Here is a 17,020-nt window from a genome sequence, read left to right on the forward strand (position 1 = left end):
CCGCCGGGCGATGGTTCTGGCGGCCGGGCTCGGGCAGCGCATGCGCCCCATCACTGACACCCTGCCGAAGCCGCTGGTGACGATCGCCGGCAGGACGATGCTGGATCATATGCTCGACCGGCTGGCTGACGCCGGCATCGAGGAAGCGGTCGTGAACGTCCATCATCTCGCCGGCAAGGTCGAGGCCCATCTCGCCGGCCGCGCCCGCCCGCGCATCACCATCTCCGACGAGCGTGCCGAATTGCTGGAAACCGGCGGCGGGGTGAAGAAGGCGCTGCCTCTGCTCGGCTCCGCCCCCTTCTTCCACACCAATTCCGATGCGCTCTGGCGCGAGACCGGCCGGCCGGCGCTGGCCGCCTTGGCGCAGGCCTGGGACCCGCAGCGCATGGACATCCTCCTGCTGCTGGCGGACCGCGAAACCAGCCTCGGCTTCGATGGCGCGGGCGATTTTTTCCTCGGCGATGACGGCCGCCTCGCCCGGCGCGGCAAGGCGCAGAGCGCGCCCTGGATCTATGCCGGCGTCGCGATCCTGAAGCCCGCGCTCTTCGCGGACACGCCGGACGGCCCGTTCTCGCTCAATCTGCTCTTCGACCGGGCCATCGCCGCCGGCCGCCTTTACGGCGAGCGGCTGGAGGGGCGCTGGCTGCATGTCGGCACGCCGCAGGCCATTGCCCCGGCCGAGGCCGCGCTCGCCGCCCAGCCGGTCGATGCCTGAGCTCAACCTGTTCAGCATCCCGGCCGGCGCCTCCTTCCTGGAGGTGCTGGCGCAGGCGATGCTCGACGGGCGCCTCGGCCCGGTCCATGACCCGGACGATCCCGCGGCGATGGCTCGCGCCACGCTCTACCTGCCGACGCGTCGCGCCGCCCGCGCCTTCACGGCGATCCTGGCCGAGAAGCTCGGAGGCAAGCCGCTTCTGCTGCCGCGTATCGTCCCGCTTGGTGATGTCGACGAGGCCGAGACGGCGCTGATCGGCTCCGGCGCCTGGGCCGAGGAGCGCGTCGCGCCGATCGAGCCGCTGGCGCGTCGCATGCTGCTGACGCGGCTGGTGGACGCCTGGGGCCGCACCGCCAATCGCAGCCATCTCCGGCTCGACCCTTCCGAGCCTTCGCTGGTGCCGGCGACGCTGGGCGAAGCCTATGGGCTCGCCGGAGACCTTGCCGCCCTGCTCGACCAGATGCAGACCGAGGACGTGCCGGTCGAGAAGTTGGCCCATCTCGATGCCGCCCGCTTCGACAAGGTCTGGCAGCTCAATGCCAGCTTCCTCGCCATTCTGGGCGAAGCCTGGCCGCAGATTCTCGGGGAGCGTGGCGCCGTCGATCCGGCTGCCTTCCGCAATCGCATGCTGGCCGCCGAGCGCGAGCGGCTTCTCGCCGGCGGGGCGAAAGGGCCGATCATCGCGGCGGGCTCGACCGGTACCGTGCCCGCGACGGCGCGGCTGCTCTCGGCCATCGCCCGCCTGCCGAACGGCGCGGTCGTGCTGCCCGGCATCGATCTCGAGCTGGGCGATCGCGTCTGGGACGCCATCGCCAAGGAGCCGGCATCCTCCCATCCGCAGGCGGCGCTGCACCATCTGATGGGAGAACTCGCCGCCGAGCGGGCCGATGTGCGCGAGCTGGCGAGGCCCGACGCCGTCCGCGATGCCCGCGCACGGCTGCTGCGCGAGGCGATGCTTCCCGCCTCCGTCACCGAACTCTGGTCGGATATCCGGACGCGCATCCCGTTGGATGTCGCCAGCGACGGCCTGCGAACGCTGCGCGTCGTCGAGGCCGCCGACGAGCGCGAGGAAGCGCTGGCCGTAGCAATCGCGTTGCGAGAGACGCTGGAGCGGCCGGGAGCCCGGGCCGCGCTGGTGACGCCCGACCGGGGGCTGGCCGAACGCGTCGCGGTCGAGCTGGTGCGCTGGGGCGTCGAGGTCGACGATTCCGCGGGTGTGCCGCTTGGCCGCTGGCCCGCCGGCTCGCTGCTCCGGCTGGTGCTGGAGGCGGCGCTGGCACAGATGACGCCAGCCACGCTCGTGCCGCTCTTCGCCCATCCGCTCTGCCGGCTGGGCCTGAGCCGCGAGGCGCTGACGCGCGGCGCAGCGGCGCTGGAGATCGGCTGCTGGCGCGGCAATGCCGTCGGGCGGGGGCTCGCCGGCCTTCATGTCACGCTCGATGGCTGGGACGCATTGCGGGAAAACGGGCATGTGCCCCGCCCTCGCGCGCGGCTCGGTCCGGAAGACCGTGCCGCCGCGGGCCAACTGCTCCGCGCGCTGGAAGCGGCCACCGCTCCGCTGCTCGCAGCGCTCTTCCTCGAAGAGCCGTCGCTGGCTGCGGTCGTCGCGGCTGCGCGCGAGGCCGTGATGGCGCTGAGCGCGACCGAGGCCGGCGCTCCGCTCGTCTTCATCGGGCCGGATGGCGAGGCGCTGGCCGGGCTGTTCGACGAGCTCGCCGCCGCCGAGGCCGTGATGCCGCCGGGCGGGCGGGCACAGGATTTCGTCGCGATCCTCGACGGGTTGCTGGCCGAGCGCGCGGTGGCGCGCAAGGCGGCGGGCCATCCCCGCGTCGCGATCTGGGGGCTGCTCGAAGCGCGCCTGCTCGAAGCCGACCATATCGTGCTCGGTGGCTTGAACGAGACGGTCTGGCCGCCGCAGACCACGACCGATTCCTTCATCAACCGGCCGATGCGCGCCGAACTCGGCCTTTCCCCGCCGGAGCGCCGCGTCGGCCAGACCGCGCATGACTTCGTGCAGGCCCTGATGGCGCCGCAGGTCACGCTGACGCGTCCGCGCAAGGCTGGGGAGGCCGAGACCATCGCCTCGCGCTTCTGGCAGCGTCTGCAGGCGGTGACGCCGGAAGCCGTCTGGAAGCAGGCGCTGGCCGAGGGCGGGCGCCTGCGCGGGCTCGCAACCCTGCTCAGCGCGGCCCCGGCCGATGTGAGGCCGATTTCCCGGCCGGAGCCGCGTCCGCCGCGCGAACTCCAGCCGCTTTCGCTCAGCGTCACCGAGGTCGAGACGCTTTATCGCGACCCCTACCAGATCCACGCCCGCAAGATCCTGAGGCTCGACGCCCTCGACGAACTGATCGAGGACCCGACTGCGCAGGACCGCGGCAAGCTCCTGCACGCCATCGTCGAGACCTTCACCACGACCTATCCCGAAGGGCTGCCGGCCGATGCGCTGGGCCAGTTGATCGGCATCGGCAACCGCCTCTTCCGCGACTATGACGACGTGCCGGAGGTGCGCGCCTTCTGGTGGCCGCGCTTCCTGCTGACGGCCGGGCACTTCATTCATTGGGAGCAGCGCAGGCGCGACGCCATCGCCCGCATCGGCGTCGAGCTCTTCACGGCCGCGAGCTTTCCTCTTTCCGATGGCAGCGAATTCCGCCTCAGCGGCAAGGCGGACCGCATCGAGCTGACGCGGACGCCGTCCCTGCGCATCGTCGATTTCAAGACCGGCGCGCCACCCTCGAAGAAGCAGGTCGAGAAGGGCTTCGCCCCGCAATTGACGCTGGAGGCGGATCTGGCCGCGCGCGCCGGCTTCAAGGGGTTGGGCGGGGCGCTGCCGGTCGACGAAGTCCTTTATGTGAAGCTCCATCACGATCCGAAGGGCTGGGCAACGAGCGCGCCTCTCAAATTTGGCGACGAGACTCTGGCCGATGTCGCCGCCCGCCATCTCGAACGGCTGCTCGATCATCTCGGCAGGCTGCGCTCCGGCGCGGAGGCCTATGTCTCGCGCCGCGCGCCGGACTACATCAAATACGCCAGCCCTTACGACCATCTCGCCCGCGTCAAGGAATGGTCGGCCGCGCCCGGCGGGGATGAGGGGGGCGAGGCGTGAAGCCGGGCTGGAACATACCCGAGCAGACGCGCCAGCGGCAGGCGCGGGCCGCCGATCCGGGTCTCTCCGCCTGGGTCTCGGCCAATGCCGGTTCGGGCAAGACCCATGTGCTGGTCAACCGGGTGCTGCGGCTGCTGCTGGACGGCGTCAAGCCGGGCCGGATGCTCTGCATCACCTATACGAAGGCCGCGGCCGCCAACATGGCGAACCGCATCTTCAAAGCGCTGGGCACCTGGGCGACGCTGGAGGAGGCGGCGCTCGCCAAGGAACTGACCGAGCTGACGGGCCGCGCCCCGACCGCGGCCGAGCGCGCCAAGGCTCGCCGCCTCTTCGCCGAGGCGCTGGAGACACCGGGCGGCCTCAGAATCGAGACGATCCACGCCTTCTGCACGCGCGTGCTGCAGGCGGCGCCCTTCGAGGCGAACGTGCCGCCCCGCTTCGAGGTGGCCGACGATCTGGCCCAGGCCGAGATGCTGCGCGAGGCGCGCCGAGAATTGCTGGGGCTGGTCGCAGCCGATCCGCAGGGGCCGGAAGCGCAGGCGCTCGATCTGCTGGCGCAGCTCGCCGCACAGGATAGCTTCGAGAGCATGGTGCAGGAGGCGCTGCGCCAGCGCGCTTTGTTCAGCGACGAGAACGGCCGCGCCCGCGATGCGGCGGAGATGAAGGCGGGCATCGCCGCCTTCCTCGGCATCGCGTCCGATCTCGCGCCGGACACCGTGAAGGCCGGCTTCCGGGCCGATTTCGCGGCTCTGCCCGGGCTGCAGGCCTTGATCGAGGCGTTGCAGGCCGGCAGCGACACCCGCCAGAAATTCGCCGCGCGGTTGCGCACCCTGCTCGCCGGGCAGGACGATGGCGATCCCGTCGCCTTCGCTCGCGTCGGCTTCATCACCGGCGAGGGCACGATCAACTCCAATGTGCGCGGCCGCGGCGGCTCCGCTTTCGACGGCGGGCTCCTCGATACGCTGGAAGCGCTGGGCGACTGCGTGCTCGCCGCGGCGGATCAATTGAACGCCGTCGCCATCCGCGACCGAAGCGCCGCTCTGGCCCTGCTGGTGACGCGGATGCTCGCCTCCTACCAGCGCCAGAAGAGCCTGCGCTCGCTCCTCGATTACGACGACCTGATCGCGCGCACGCGCTCGCTGCTGGAGCGGGTCGAGGCCGCCTGGGTGCTCTACAAGCTCGATGCCGGCATCGACCACATCCTGCTCGACGAGGCGCAGGACACCGGCGAGGCGCAATGGGCGATCCTGCGCAAGCTCGCCGAGGAGTTCACCAGCGGCCGCGACCTCGGGATGAAGCCACGCACCATCTTCGTCGTCGGCGACGAGAAGCAGTCGATCTACGGCTTCCAGGGCGCCGCACCCGCTGCCTTCGGCGCGGAGCGACACGCGCTCGGCCAGAGGATCAGAGGCGCGGAGCTGAGCTTCGAGGCGATCAGCCTCAACACCTCCTTCCGCTCGGCGCCGGATATCATGCAGGCGGTCGATGCCGTCTTCGCCGTCCGCGAGCATGCGCGCGGCCTCGTTTTCGATGGTGCGGAACGGCCGGAGGTGCATGCGACGGTGCGCGACGCCGCGCCCGGCACGGTCGATATCTGGCCGGTTTCCGTCAACGATACGGGCGAGCCGCCCGATGCCTGGACGACGCCGGTCGATGCGCCCGAGCGCCGCAGCGGCACGGTGAAGCTCGCCGAGCGCATCGCGAACACGCTGCGGCGCTGGCATCAGGCGGGGCGGGACGATCTCGGCAATCCCTTCGCGGCGGGCGACGTGATGATCCTGCTGCGTCAGCGCGGTGCCCTGTTCGAAGCCATCGTCAAGGCGCTGAAGGATGCCGGCGTCCCGGTCGCCGGCCGCGACCGGCTGACGCTCGCCGAGCATCCGGCGGTGGAGGACCTCGTCGTGCTCGGCCGCGCGCTGCTGCTGCCGGATGACGATCTCACGCTCGCCACCGCGCTGAAGACGCCGCTGATCGACCTGAACGACGACGACCTGCTGCGGCTCGCGCCCGGCCGCGAGGGCTCTCTGCGCGCCGCCCTGCAGGAGGCCGCCGCGAGCGAGCCGCGCTATGGGGCTGCCGAGGCGAAGCTCGCTGGCTGGGCCAGGGAAGCCGGCCGTTCCGGACCGTTCCGCTTCTTCGCCGGGCTGCTCGGCCCCGGCGGCGGGCGCAATCTCGCGCTGGCGCGGCTCGGCGCGGAAGCCGGCGATGCCCTCGATGCCTTCCTCAACGCCGCCCTCGACCATGAGCGCCGCTACGGTCCCTCGCTCGCAGGCTTCCTCCAGCATGTCGCGGGCAGTGCGGCCGATGTGAAGCGGGACCTCTCCGCCAGCGCCGGCGAGGTCCGAGTCATGACCGTTCACGGCTCGAAGGGGCTGGAGGCGCGTATCGTCATCCTCGCCGATCTCGGTCCGCAGCCCGGTGCGAAGCGCCTGCCGAAGATCCTCGCCGTGCCGGTCAAGGGCGAGCTCGTCCCGATCTGGCCGCCCGCCAGCGCGGAGGACACCGATGCCACCACCGGCGCCAAGGGCAGGGTGGTGGAGCAGATGGTCGAGGAGCATCACCGCCTGCTCTACGTCGCCATGACCCGCGCCGAGGACAGGCTGATCGTCTGCGGCGTGCAGGCCAAGGGCGAGGTGCCGGAGGGCAGCTGGTACGCGATGATCGAGCAGGGGCTGGCGCAATCGCAGTCCGGCCTGCGCGAGATCGGGGAGGGCGAGGACGCCATCCGGCGCTTCATGGTCACGCCGCCCGCGCCGCATGAGGCGCCGGAGCCGAAGGCGACCATGCCCATACCCGCGCCGCCCGCATGGCTGACAAGGCAGGTCGCGCGCGAGGCCGAGCCGGCGCCGCCGCTGAAGCCCTCCAGTGCGCTTTCGGCCGCCGATGCCGAGGAGCGGCCGGGCGACGGCCCCTTCCTCGCGGAAGCCGCCTCCGCCGGCCGGCTGGCGCATCTCCTGTTGCAGCTCCTGCCGGACGTGCCGGCCGAGCGTCGGGCAGCGACGGCCGACGCCTTGGCTCAGGCGCGTGGCGGCGCTCTGCGGTCGGAACGCCGTGACGTGATCGTCGCGGACGCGCTGCGGCTTCTGGCGGCGCCCGGCCTCGCCGATCTCTTCGGGGAGAACGCGCTGGCGGAGGTGCCGGTCGCCGGCCTGATCGCGCTGCCGGACGGCACGCGCCGCCCCGTCTCCGGCCGCATCGACAGGCTGGCGGTCACGCACGACAGCGTCGTCATCGCCGATTTCAAGACGACGGCCCGCCCGCCTGTCGATGCCGGCGCTATTCCGCCGGCGACGCTCGCCCAGCTCGCCGCCTATGCGGCGCTGATGCGCGAAATCTACCCCGGCCGGGCCGTGCGGGCGCTGGCGGTCTATACGGCGAGCCTCGCGCATTTCGAGCTCGCCGATGAACGGTTGGATGCGGCGCTGGCCGGGCTGGCGGCTGCGTCCGGCGGCGGCGCGTACGGAGCACCCGGGCCATGAGGTTTCTGCCGCGCTCGCTCCTGCTGCGTCCCCGCCTTCTGATCGCCCTGGCATTCGGAGCCGTGCTCGCGGTGCTGTTGCCGGGGGAGTGGCGCTGGGCGACGCGCTTTCTGATCGTCTGGGATGTCGGCGCGATCTTCTATCTGGGCCTGCTCGCCTCCACCATCTTCGGGGAAACAGTCGATCAGATTCGCGCCAGGGCCGAGCGGCAGGACGAGGGCGCCGTCGCGATTCTTGTGATCGCCTGCCTCGCGGCGGTGACGAGCTTGGTCGCGATCCTGGTCCAGTTGACCGGGCTTTCTGCCCTGCAGCCCGACGAACGCGGCATCCATCTCGCCTTCGGTGGCGTCACGATCCTGTGTTCCTGGGCGCTGCTGCACGCCTTCTTCACGCTGCACTATGCCGGCATCTACTACCGCCACGGCAAGGCCGAGCCCTGCCTCGAATTCCCCGGCAAGACGAAGCCCGACTATGTCGATTTCCTGTATTTCGCCTACACGATCGGCTGCACCTCTCAGACGTCGGATGTCGGCGTGACGACGCGGGAGGCGCGTGGCGTCGTGCTGGCGCACTCCATCCTCTCCTTCCTCTTCAACACCAGCATCCTGGCGCTCGCCATCAATGTGGGGGCCAGCCTGGTTTCCGCCGGCTCGTGACGCCTGTGGGGCGATTCCGCCCTGCATGGCGCGCGCCTTGACCGGAGGGGCCGGCGTTCATAGCTTCGCTGGCGAAGGGTGGCACTGTCCCCCATTGAAACCGAAAGGCAGCCAGTCATGGCAACGAGCAAGGTTACCGATCAGAGCTTCGAGGCCGACGTGCTGAAATCCTCCGAGCCGGTTGTCGTGGATTTCTGGGCGGAATGGTGCGGCCCCTGCCGCATGATCGGCCCGGCGCTCGAGGAGATCGCGACCGAGCTGAACGGCAAGGTCAAGATCGTCAAGATGAATGTCGACGAGAATCAGCAGATTCCGGCCCAGTTCGGCATCCGCTCGATCCCGACGCTGATGCTGTTCAAGGATGGCAAGCTGGCCTCGCAGAAGGTCGGCGCTGCGCCCAAGAGCGATCTCTCGCGCTGGATTTCCGCAGCCGTCTGACTTTTGCCTACGTCATTCTCGGGCTTGCCCCGAGCGTGACGGCCAGGCGGATACAAAAAGAGCCCGCTTCCGGAAGGAAGCGGGCTCTTTCTTTGGCGGCGTGGCGCGGAACTCAGCGCTTGCGCGAATCGAGCGCGAAGGCGCCCGGGCCGACGGTCGCGATGTAGAGGAAGATGAAGGAGAACAGCATCGCCGCCTCGCCGCCGTTCAGCAGCGGGTAGAAGCCCTTGGAGCCATGCGCCATCCAGTAGGCGAAGGCCATCAGGCCCGAGAGCACGAAGGCCGCCGGGCGGGTCATGAAGCCGATCAGAATGAGCGTGCCGCCGACGATCTCCAGCACGCCGGCGATCCAGGGCAGCGAGAACATGCCGGGCATGCCCCAGGACGGCGGAACGGGGAAACCGAAAATCTTCTGCGTGCCGTGCGAGATGAAGCTCAGCGCCGTGAAGATGCGCAGAAGCGCGAGAGCATAGGGCGAGAAGCGGCTAAGCGAATCCAGAGACAGCATGCAGGGGTCCTTCTGTAGAGTGGTGTACGGGGCGTTAGCGTCGTTCTAGGCGAGGCCTATGAACTTGCGCAATATCCAGATAGCCCACTCTTTCGCTTGCGCATTTGCAAGTTCGATCACGTTCTCGCGACATCCGCATTGTGCGCGCGAGGCCGCAGCCTTTACGAACCCTTAAAAGCGCCATGTTTGAATCCTGTGTGACCTGACCACATGGCGGGCGGCTTGGTAACGAACTTGGCGGCCGAAACGGGGCAGGATGAACGACCGTATCAGACGCGATGAACGGCGCGAGCCGTCCTTTGACCGCGGGCGTGGCGAAAGCCGCGACGATTTCGACATGCACATTTCCGAAGATGACCGCCCTGTCCGCCACCACCGCGCTCCGGCCCGCCCGGCGCCCCGTCATGAGCCCTATGTGCGCAACAGGCGCGGCGGGGGAGGGGGCGGCAGGCGCCGTGGCCGCCGCCGGCGCTCGCTGCTCGGCTCGCTGTTCTACTGGACGCTGGTGGTCGGGCTTTGGTGCGCCATCGGGCTCGGCGGCTTCATCGCCTACCACGCCGCGCAGCTGCCGCCGATCGACCAGCTCACCGTTCCCAAGCGGCCGCCGAACATCGCGATCCTCGCCGCCGATGGCTCGCTGCTCGCCAACCGCGGCGAGACGGGTGGCCGCACCATCACCATCGGCGAGATTCCGCCCTATCTGCCCAAGGCCTTCGTCGCCATCGAGGACAGGCGCTTCTACGACCATTTCGGCATCGACCCGATCGGCCTGACCCGCGCCGTCGTCAACAATGTGCGCCGCACCGGCGGCGTCCAGGGTGGCTCGACGCTGACCCAGCAGCTCGCCAAGAACCTCTTCCTGACGCAGGAGCGCACCGCCGCCCGCAAGATCCAGGAGGCGATCCTGGCGCTCTGGCTGGAGCGCACCTACACCAAGGACCAGATCCTCGAGCTCTATCTCAACCGGGTCTATTTCGGCTCCGGCGCCTATGGCGTCGAGGCGGCGGCGCAGCGCTATTTCAACAAATCCGCGCGCTCCGTCACGATCGCCGAGGCGGCGATGCTCGCCGGCCTTGTCCAGGCCCCGTCGCGGCTGGCCCCCAACCGCAATCCCGATCTGGCCGAGAAACGCGCCCAGCTCGTGGTCGCGGCGATGGCCGATCAGGGCTTCATCTCGCAGCAGGCCGCCAAAAACGCGCTCACCGCGCCCGCCGAGGTGCCCGAGCGCGTCGGTGCCGGCTCGGTCAACTACGCGGCCGACTACGTGATGGACGTGCTCGACGACTTCATCGGCGCGGTCGATGGCGACGTGACGGTGCTCACCACGCTCGACACCAAGCTGCAGAGCTCGGCCGAGACCATCCTGGTCGAGGCGCTCTCGGCGCAAGGCGCCAAGCTCAACGCCACGCAGGGCGCCGTCGTCTCGCTCGCGCCGGACGGCGCGATCCGCGCCCTGATTGGCGGGCGCGACTACACCAAGAGTCAATTCAACCGCGCGACTGCGGCCAAGCGCCAGCCGGGCTCCTCCTTCAAGCCCTTCGTCTACCTCACCGCGCTTGAGAAGGGGCTGACGCCGGACACGATCCGTGACGACGCGCCGGTCTCGATCAAGGGTTGGGAGCCGGAAAACTATTCGCGCACCTATCGCGGCCCGGTGACGCTGCAGACGGCGATGGCGCATTCGCTCAACACGGTCGCCGCCCGGCTGATCCAGGAGGTGACGCCGAAGGAGGTCATACGCACGGCCCAGCGCCTCGGCATCACCGCGGCGCTGCAGCCCAATCTCTCGCTGGCGCTCGGCACCTCGGAGGTGACGCCGCTGGAGATCACTGCGGCCTATGCCAGCTTCGCCAATGGCGGGCAGTCGGTGCTGCCTTACGTCATCCGCGAGGTCCGGCAGACCAATGGCAAGGTCGTCTACGCCCGCAAGGCGACCGGCTTCGGCCCGGTCATCCAGCAACAGCCGCTCGCGATGATGGACACGATGTTCAACGGCGTCATGAACGGCGGCACCGGCAGCAAGTTCAACATCCCGGGCTGGGAGGTCGGCGGCAAATCCGGCACCACGCAGGATTTCCGCGACGCCTGGTTCGTCGGCTTCACGGCACGTCTCGTCACCGCCGTCTGGGTCGGCAATGACGACAACTCGGCGATGAAGCGCGTCAGCGGGAGCGGCCTGCCCGGCGAGGTCTGGGGCAAGTTCATGAAGGCTGCCCATGCCGGCGCCCAGCCCGTGCCGCTGCCCGGTGGCTTCTGGCACGGCGCGCCGCGCACCACGATCGGGGACGGCGCACCGGTAGCCGATGCGCGCATGCCCGCGCCGCCGGAGGGCGACCGCGCCTGGGTGCGCCCGCCGCCGCAGGAGCGCAACTTCTTCGAGCGGTTGTTCGGCGGGTAGGAACCTCTCCGTCATTCCCCCGGGGCGTCATTCTCGGTCTTGACCCGAGAAGCTCTCGCCGGAAAGGCCGCTCCTTCCGTCCTGAGATGCTCGGGTCAAGCCCGAGCATGACGGCAGGGGGCAGGCCCTCTAGCCCTTCGCCGCGCGGACCGCGCGCGAGGCGCGGAACAGCATGAAGGCTGCGACGCCGATGGCCGCGATCACCAGCGGCAGCGGCAGCGCGCCGCGCTTCAGCAGATGGCCGACCAGCAGCCCGACGCAGGCCGAGAGTAGCATCTGGCAGAGCCCGTTGAGCGAGGAGGCCGCCCCGGCACGATCCGGAAAGGGCATCATCGCCGAGGCCTGGGACTGCGGCATGGCAAGCCCGACACCGCAGGTATAGAGCGCCATCGGCACGACCACGCCGGCCGCCCCGCCGAAGCCGGAGAGGACGCAGACGAGCATGACGAGCCCGCCGATGGCGAGGCAGGTGACGCCCAGCGAGATGACGCCGTCCATGCCGCGCCGGCCGACCAGTCGCTGCGCGATGATCGTCCCGCTGATGTAGCCGAGCACGGCGAAGCCGAAGGCGAGGCCGTATTGCACCGGCGTCAGCCCGTAGATGTCGATCAGCACGAAGGAAGAGCCGGAGATGAAGGCGAAGAGCCCGGCGTAGCAGAGCGACGTTAGCCCGACATAGACACGGAAGGCGCGGTTCTTCAGCAGCACGCCGAAGCCGCGGAAGATCGTGACGAGCGAAAGCGGCTGCGGCGAGCGCTGGCGCAAGGTCTCCGGCATCACCGTGGCGATGACGGTGGCGAGGCCGACCGCGAAGACCAGCGAGGCGATGAAGGTCGAGCGCCAGCCGAAGGCGGCCTGCAGCACGCCGCCGAGCACCGGGGCCACCGCTGGCACGAGGCCCATGATCATGCCCATGCGGGCGAGTTCGCGCCCCGCGCGCGGGCCGTCATAGAGGTCCCGCACCATGGCGCGTCCGAGCACGATCGGACCCGAGGCGCCGAGTGCCTGCAGCGCCCGCGCAACCGTCAGCGCCTCGACCGACGGCGCCATTGCGCAGGCGAGCGTCGCGAGGCCGAAGAGGGCGAGGCCCGCGAACAGGATGGGCTTGCGGCCGAGCCTGTCGGAGAGCGGCCCCCAGAAGATCTGCCCGGCGGCGAAGCCGAACAGGAAGGAGGAGAGCGTCGCCTGCGCGCCGGCGATGTCCGTATCCATCACCCGCACGATCTCGGGCAGGGAGGGCAGGTAGAAATCGGTCGAGAGCGGCCCCAGCGCCGTCAGCATGGCGAGCACGGCGGTCATCGCCAGCGTATCGGGGCGAAGCTTCATGGGCGGACTCCGGTGCGGCCGACGCGGCTGCGCGCGCTTCTGCTACGACGTCCGCCGTTCAGTCCGCAATGGCGGCAGCCTGTGGCCCGTCCTGCGTCTGGCCGTGATAGGCGGTTCCCCGCATCGGCGGGCGCTGCGAGAAATCCTCGTACCACCGGCTCAGGCAGGGGCGCCCGACCCGGAAATCGGGCAGTTCGCGGAATTCCAGCCAGGCCAGCGCGGTCGCCAGCGCGATATGGCCGATATGGACCGGCTCGTCGAAACGCTCCTGCCGTTCCAGCAGATCATAGGATTCGACGAGCTTCGCTGCTTGCCCTTCGGCCAGCGGTGGATGGCGCAGATGCTCCGGCCGCCGCGCGGTTTCCCAGCGCAGCGCGATACCGGCATCGCACAGCCCCTGCGCGAGGGCGTGAAGGCGCAAGGCTTGCCAGCGCGCTGCGCCGCCTGCCGGGATCAGCCTCGGACCGGCATGCAGCCCGTCGAGATAGTCGCAGATCACCAGCGAGTCGAAGATCGCCCCGGCCTCGGGCGTGATCAGCACCGGCACCTTGCCGAGCGGATTGACCGCGAAGACGGCCGCGTTCCGGTGGGTCGGGCTGGTCTCCTGGTCGACGACCGAGATCCTGTCGGAAAGGCCCGCCTCATGGGCGAAGACGATGGTCTTGCGCGCATAGGGCGAGTGGCTTTGCGAATGGAGCGTCAGCCGCTCCGCCTTCGCCGGGTCGCTCATGCCGCGACTTCGCCTGGCTTGAGGCCGACGAGTTCGGCATAGCGCGCGGGGTCGGTCGCGCCTTCCGTGTTGACGAGGAAGACGCGTGAGGTGGCGTCGAGCTTGAGCGCCGCCCTCGTCTCCGGATCGCGCAGCGTCGCCAGCAGCCCGGCGAACCCGGCCGCACCGCTCTCGCCGGCCACGATGGCGGGGTCGCCGGCCACAGGCCGTGCGAGGCGGTTCATCGCCTCGACGGCGTCGGAATCCTCCGCGGTGAGGAAGGCATCGGCGGCGCGGTAGAGTACGCGCAGCGCCAGCGGGGAGGGATCGTAGCATTCGAGCATCGCCATCACGGTCGGCGCGCCATGGGCGATCTTCACCGGCCGGCCCTGCTCGGCGGCCTCGAAGATGCAGGCGGCGAGCGCGGGCTCGACCACGGTGAAGAAGGGGCGCTCATCGCCGAGCACTGTCTGCATCTGCGCGGCGAGCGCTGCCGCGATGCCGCCGACGCCGGCTTGCACGAAGACATGCGTCGGCCGCTCCGGCATCTGCGCCAGCCCTTCCCGCGCGATGGCGGTGTAGCCCTGCATCACGAGTCCGGGGATGCGCTCATAGCCGTCCCAGGATGTGTCGGAGACGATGGTCCAGCCCCGCTCCGTCGCGACCCGCGCAGCCTCGACCACGGAATCGTCATAGGTGCCGGAAACCCGCACCATCTCGGCTCCGAAGCGGGCGATGGCCGCCACGCGCTCGTCGCTGACGCCGCCATGGACGAAGATGACAGCCTTGGCGCCGAGCAGTTGCGCGCCCTGCGCCACCGAGCGGCCGTGATTGCCGTCAGTGGCGCAGGCGAAGGTCATCTCCGCGGCCACGGCCCGAACGGCGGGGTCGAGCATGTCGGCGTCGCTCAAGCTTCGCCCGAGCTTTTCGGAAGCGGCTTCGAGCGCGAGCCGGATCACCGCATAGGCGCCGCCGAGCGCCTTGAAGCTGCCGAGCCCGAGGCGCTGGCCCTCGTCCTTGATATGCAGCGCGCCGATGCCGAGCGCGGCGGCCAGACCCGGCAGGCTGTGCAGCGGCGTCGGCCGATGGTTCTCGCGCTGCGCCAGATGGGCCGTGATCGCATCTGCTCCGGCTGGACCGAGCGTCTCGACATCGGCCGGGTCGAGCGGAGCGCGGTAGTCGGGGTGGCGGTTGAGCAGGAACATGGCGGCCTCCGTCTCGCTTTGCGGTTGGCGAATGGATATTGCAGACAGCATGAAAAAGGCGCTGGAATTCGCCTGCTCCGATGCAAGTTTGTTTCGCAGGGACAGGCATGGCCGCGCCGACAGCTCATGATCTCGACGCCTTCGACCGGGCGATCCTCGCCATCCTCCAGCAGGACAACACGACGCCGCAGCGCGTCATCGGCGAGCGCGTCAACCTGTCGGCCCCGGCCGTGCAGCGCCGCATCCGCCGCATGGAGGCGAGCGGCGTCATCACCGCCAATGTCGCGGTGGTCGATCCCGCCGCGCTTGGCCATCCGATCACGCTCTTCGTCGAGGTCGAGCTGGTCAGCGAGACGGCGCCGGACATCGACGCGGCCAAGACCGCCTTCACAGCCGCGCCCGAGGTGCAGCAATGCTATTACGTTACCGGCGAGGTCGATTTCATGCTGGTCGTGCTGGTGCCGAGCATGGCCGCCTATGAGGCCCTGACCCGTCGGCTCTTCTTCGCCAACCCCAATATCCGCAAGTTTCGCAGCTTCGTCGCCATGGACCGGGTCAAGGCCGGGCTCGCTGTGCCGATCGCCTGAGGCTGGACGTCCTGACTGACCGCTGTGGTCATGGTCGGGCTTGTCCCGGCCATCCACGTCTTCCTTCGTAGCGGGCGGTGTTCAAGACGTGGATGCTCGCCACAGGGGCGAGCATGACGGCCCGTGAGCCGCTCAGCCGCCCAACCTGGCGCTGAAGACGACCCGCCAATCGGCGATAGGCACGTCCTGGCCGGAGGTGACGACGCCGATCCGGTCGAAGCTGATCGCCCGCCCGGCGAGGCGCTTGTCGATCTCGCGAATGGCTTGCGCCTTCGCCGCCACCTCGACCGGCCCGTAGAGCAGCGAGACATGCGGCATGAAGCTGTCCAACGCCTCGAGATCGAGCGCGCGCTTCAGCGCCATCAGCGGCGGGCAGATGGCGAAGCGCGCATAGAACGAACGGAAGAAGCTCTCGCTGCCCTCGACGAGCGAAACCGGCTCCGCGAACGCCGAAACCTGCCGCGCAGCCGCATCGACCGCGCGTTCAAGCTCGGCCGCCTGCTGTTCCGTGTCGCCGCGCAAGGTCAGGTGAGGCGCGAAGAGCGGGGTGCCGAAACGTTCGGCGAGCTCCCGGACGATGCCCGTCAACGTCGCCTCGTCCGCGGCCGCGGGCATCAGCCAGATGGAATGTATCGGCATTGTCATCTGACTTTCACAAAGCGCTTGCAGATAGGGCGTCAGAACGTAATGTTTATTTCAAGAGGGTTGGCAATGGAAGAAGCGTTCCAGTTCGCCGGCGATAAGAAAGTGGTCAGGGAGTAGGCGTCTTGCAGGCGGAAACGCAGGCCCGATCGGGCAGTGGCGCGGCTATCAGCGTGCGCGGTCTTCAGGTTGCCTATGGCGGCACGCGCGTGCTGCATGGCATTGATCTGGACTTTTCGCCCGGCAGCTTCACCGCGCTCCTCGGCTCGTCCGGCTGCGGCAAGACCACGCTGCTGCGTTCCCTCTCCGGCTTCGTTCCGGTCGAGTCCGGCTCCATCGTCGTGGGGGGCAGGGACATCGCCGGCCTGCCGCCCGAGAAGCGCGGCATGGCCATGGTCTTCCAGTCCTACGCGCTCTGGCCGCACATGACGGTGCTGCAGAACATCGGCTACGGCCTGAAGCTGCGCGGCAGGTCGAAGGCCGAGATCGCCGCCAAGGTCGGCGAGATGCTGAACTTCCTCGGTCTCGCCGGCTATGAGAACCGCAAGGTCACGGCGCTGTCCGGCGGCCAGCGCCAGCGCGTGGCGCTCGGCCGGGCGCTGGCCATCGACCCCGGCATCCTGCTGCTTGACGAGCCGCTTTCCAATCTCGACGCCAAGATCCGCCTGACGATGCGCCATGAGATCCGCGCCATCCAGCAGCGGCTCGGCCTCACCGCCGTCCACGTCACCCATGACCGCGAGGAGGCCATGACCATGGCCGACCGGCTGGTCATCATGCAGGCCGGGCGCGTCGCGCAGGTCGGCACGCCGGAAGAAGTCTACGACCGGCCGGCCAGCGCCTTCGTGGCGAATTTCATGGGCGCCGAGAACGTGCTGCCGCTGCAGGTCGAACGCAACATGGCCGAGACCTCGATTGCCGCCGGCGACGCCCGCGCCACGCTTTCGAATGAGCACGCCGCGGCGCTCCCCGGGGGCGAGGCGCTGGCCTATTTCCGTGACGATGTCGCCAGCCTCGGCGCGCTCGATGCGCCCTCGGCCAGCGGCGATCTCATCGTGCCCGGCACCATCGCCGCGCGCGCCTATCCGGGCGGGACCTATCGCTACAAGGTCGATGCCGCCGGACGCCAGATCACGGTCGACGATGCCGGCCGTCACGAACTCGGAACGAAGGTTGGTCTGCGCATTCCGCTGCAGCGCCTTCATATCTTCCCGGCGTCCGAGGCCGGGATCGCCGCCTGACAAGGAGTCAGAC

General features: G+C 69.5%; 13 protein-coding genes. 8 read left to right on the plus strand and 5 right to left on the minus strand.

From position 1 onward, the window contains the following. Positions 1–10: 10 nt before the first annotated feature. From BoBH3_RS19250 to trxA, 5 genes are all read left to right on the plus strand, one after another. Entirely contained in the window at positions 11–715 is a 705-nt protein-coding gene (locus BoBH3_RS19250) for a nucleotidyltransferase family protein (RefSeq protein WP_262332565.1), read from the plus strand. Beyond that, complete coding sequence (gene addB, locus BoBH3_RS19255) at positions 708–3,818, plus strand: double-strand break repair protein AddB (RefSeq protein WP_262332448.1); 3,111 nt, start codon at positions 708–710, stop codon at positions 3,816–3,818. The genes BoBH3_RS19250 and addB overlap by 8 nt, the downstream gene beginning before the upstream one ends. Next, positions 3,815–7,297: a double-strand break repair helicase AddA gene (gene addA, locus BoBH3_RS19260; RefSeq protein ID WP_262332449.1), complete on the plus strand. Its 3,483-nt coding sequence runs from the start codon at positions 3,815–3,817 to the stop codon at positions 7,295–7,297. The genes addB and addA overlap by 4 nt, the downstream gene beginning before the upstream one ends. Next, the gene (locus BoBH3_RS19265; protein WP_262332450.1) at positions 7,294–7,953 is read left to right on the plus strand and encodes a DUF1345 domain-containing protein; all 660 of its coding nucleotides are present in this window, start codon (positions 7,294–7,296) and stop codon (positions 7,951–7,953) included. Before addA ends, BoBH3_RS19265 begins: the two co-directional genes overlap by 4 nt. Positions 7,954–8,070: 117 nt before the next feature. Then, positions 8,071–8,391 carry a thioredoxin gene (gene trxA / locus BoBH3_RS19270; RefSeq protein WP_038366779.1) on the plus strand — a complete coding sequence of 107 codons (321 nt, stop codon included), beginning with the start codon at positions 8,071–8,073 and terminating at the stop codon, positions 8,389–8,391. A gap of 112 nt (positions 8,392–8,503) precedes the next feature. Here trxA and BoBH3_RS19275 read toward each other — a convergent pair whose 3' ends face one another. Further along, entirely contained in the window at positions 8,504–8,899 is a 396-nt protein-coding gene (locus BoBH3_RS19275; protein ID WP_262332451.1) for a DoxX family protein, read from the minus strand. 256 nt (positions 8,900–9,155) lie between these two features. Between BoBH3_RS19275 and BoBH3_RS19280 the strand changes: the two genes are divergently transcribed. After that, a complete protein-coding gene (locus BoBH3_RS19280) occupies positions 9,156–11,297 on the plus strand; it encodes a transglycosylase domain-containing protein (protein WP_410050624.1) in 2,142 nt (713 codons plus the stop codon). Between the two features lie 129 nt (positions 11,298–11,426). Here the strand turns inward: BoBH3_RS19280 and BoBH3_RS19285 are convergent, their stop codons facing one another. Genes BoBH3_RS19285 through BoBH3_RS19295 form a run of 3 tightly spaced genes read right to left on the minus strand, consistent with a single transcriptional unit; the run spans position 11,427 to position 14,537 of the window. Next, positions 11,427–12,623 carry a multidrug effflux MFS transporter gene (locus BoBH3_RS19285; RefSeq protein ID WP_262332453.1) on the minus strand — a complete coding sequence of 399 codons (1,197 nt, stop codon included), beginning with the start codon at positions 12,621–12,623 and terminating at the stop codon, positions 11,427–11,429. 58 nt (positions 12,624–12,681) lie between these two features. Continuing rightward, a complete protein-coding gene (locus tag BoBH3_RS19290) occupies positions 12,682–13,353 on the minus strand; it encodes a glutathione S-transferase family protein (protein WP_316045120.1) in 672 nt (223 codons plus the stop codon). Continuing rightward, positions 13,350–14,537: a diaminopropionate ammonia-lyase gene (locus tag BoBH3_RS19295; RefSeq protein WP_262332454.1), complete on the minus strand. Its 1,188-nt coding sequence runs from the start codon at positions 14,535–14,537 to the stop codon at positions 13,350–13,352. Before BoBH3_RS19295 ends, BoBH3_RS19290 begins: the two co-directional genes overlap by 4 nt. A gap of 107 nt (positions 14,538–14,644) precedes the next feature. On the opposite strand from BoBH3_RS19295, the gene BoBH3_RS19300 reads away from it, so the two are divergent. Further along, positions 14,645–15,124: an Lrp/AsnC family transcriptional regulator gene (locus BoBH3_RS19300; RefSeq protein WP_262332455.1), complete on the plus strand. Its 480-nt coding sequence runs from the start codon at positions 14,645–14,647 to the stop codon at positions 15,122–15,124. A 132-nt stretch (positions 15,125–15,256) separates the two neighbouring features. On the opposite strand, the gene BoBH3_RS19305 is transcribed toward BoBH3_RS19300, so the two are convergent. Then, positions 15,257–15,769 (minus strand): haloacid dehalogenase, encoded by a 513-nt coding sequence (locus tag BoBH3_RS19305; protein ID WP_262332456.1) that lies wholly within the window; start codon positions 15,767–15,769, stop codon positions 15,257–15,259. 170 nt (positions 15,770–15,939) lie between these two features. Here BoBH3_RS19305 and BoBH3_RS19310 point away from each other — a divergent pair, with 170 nt between their 5' ends. After that, positions 15,940–17,007: an ABC transporter ATP-binding protein gene (locus tag BoBH3_RS19310; RefSeq protein ID WP_262332457.1), complete on the plus strand. Its 1,068-nt coding sequence runs from the start codon at positions 15,940–15,942 to the stop codon at positions 17,005–17,007. Positions 17,008–17,020 lie beyond the last annotated feature (13 nt).

Origin of the sequence: Allobosea sp. BH3, assembly GCF_025499465.1 — a bacterium.
GTDB lineage: Bacteria > Pseudomonadota > Alphaproteobacteria > Rhizobiales > Beijerinckiaceae > Allobosea.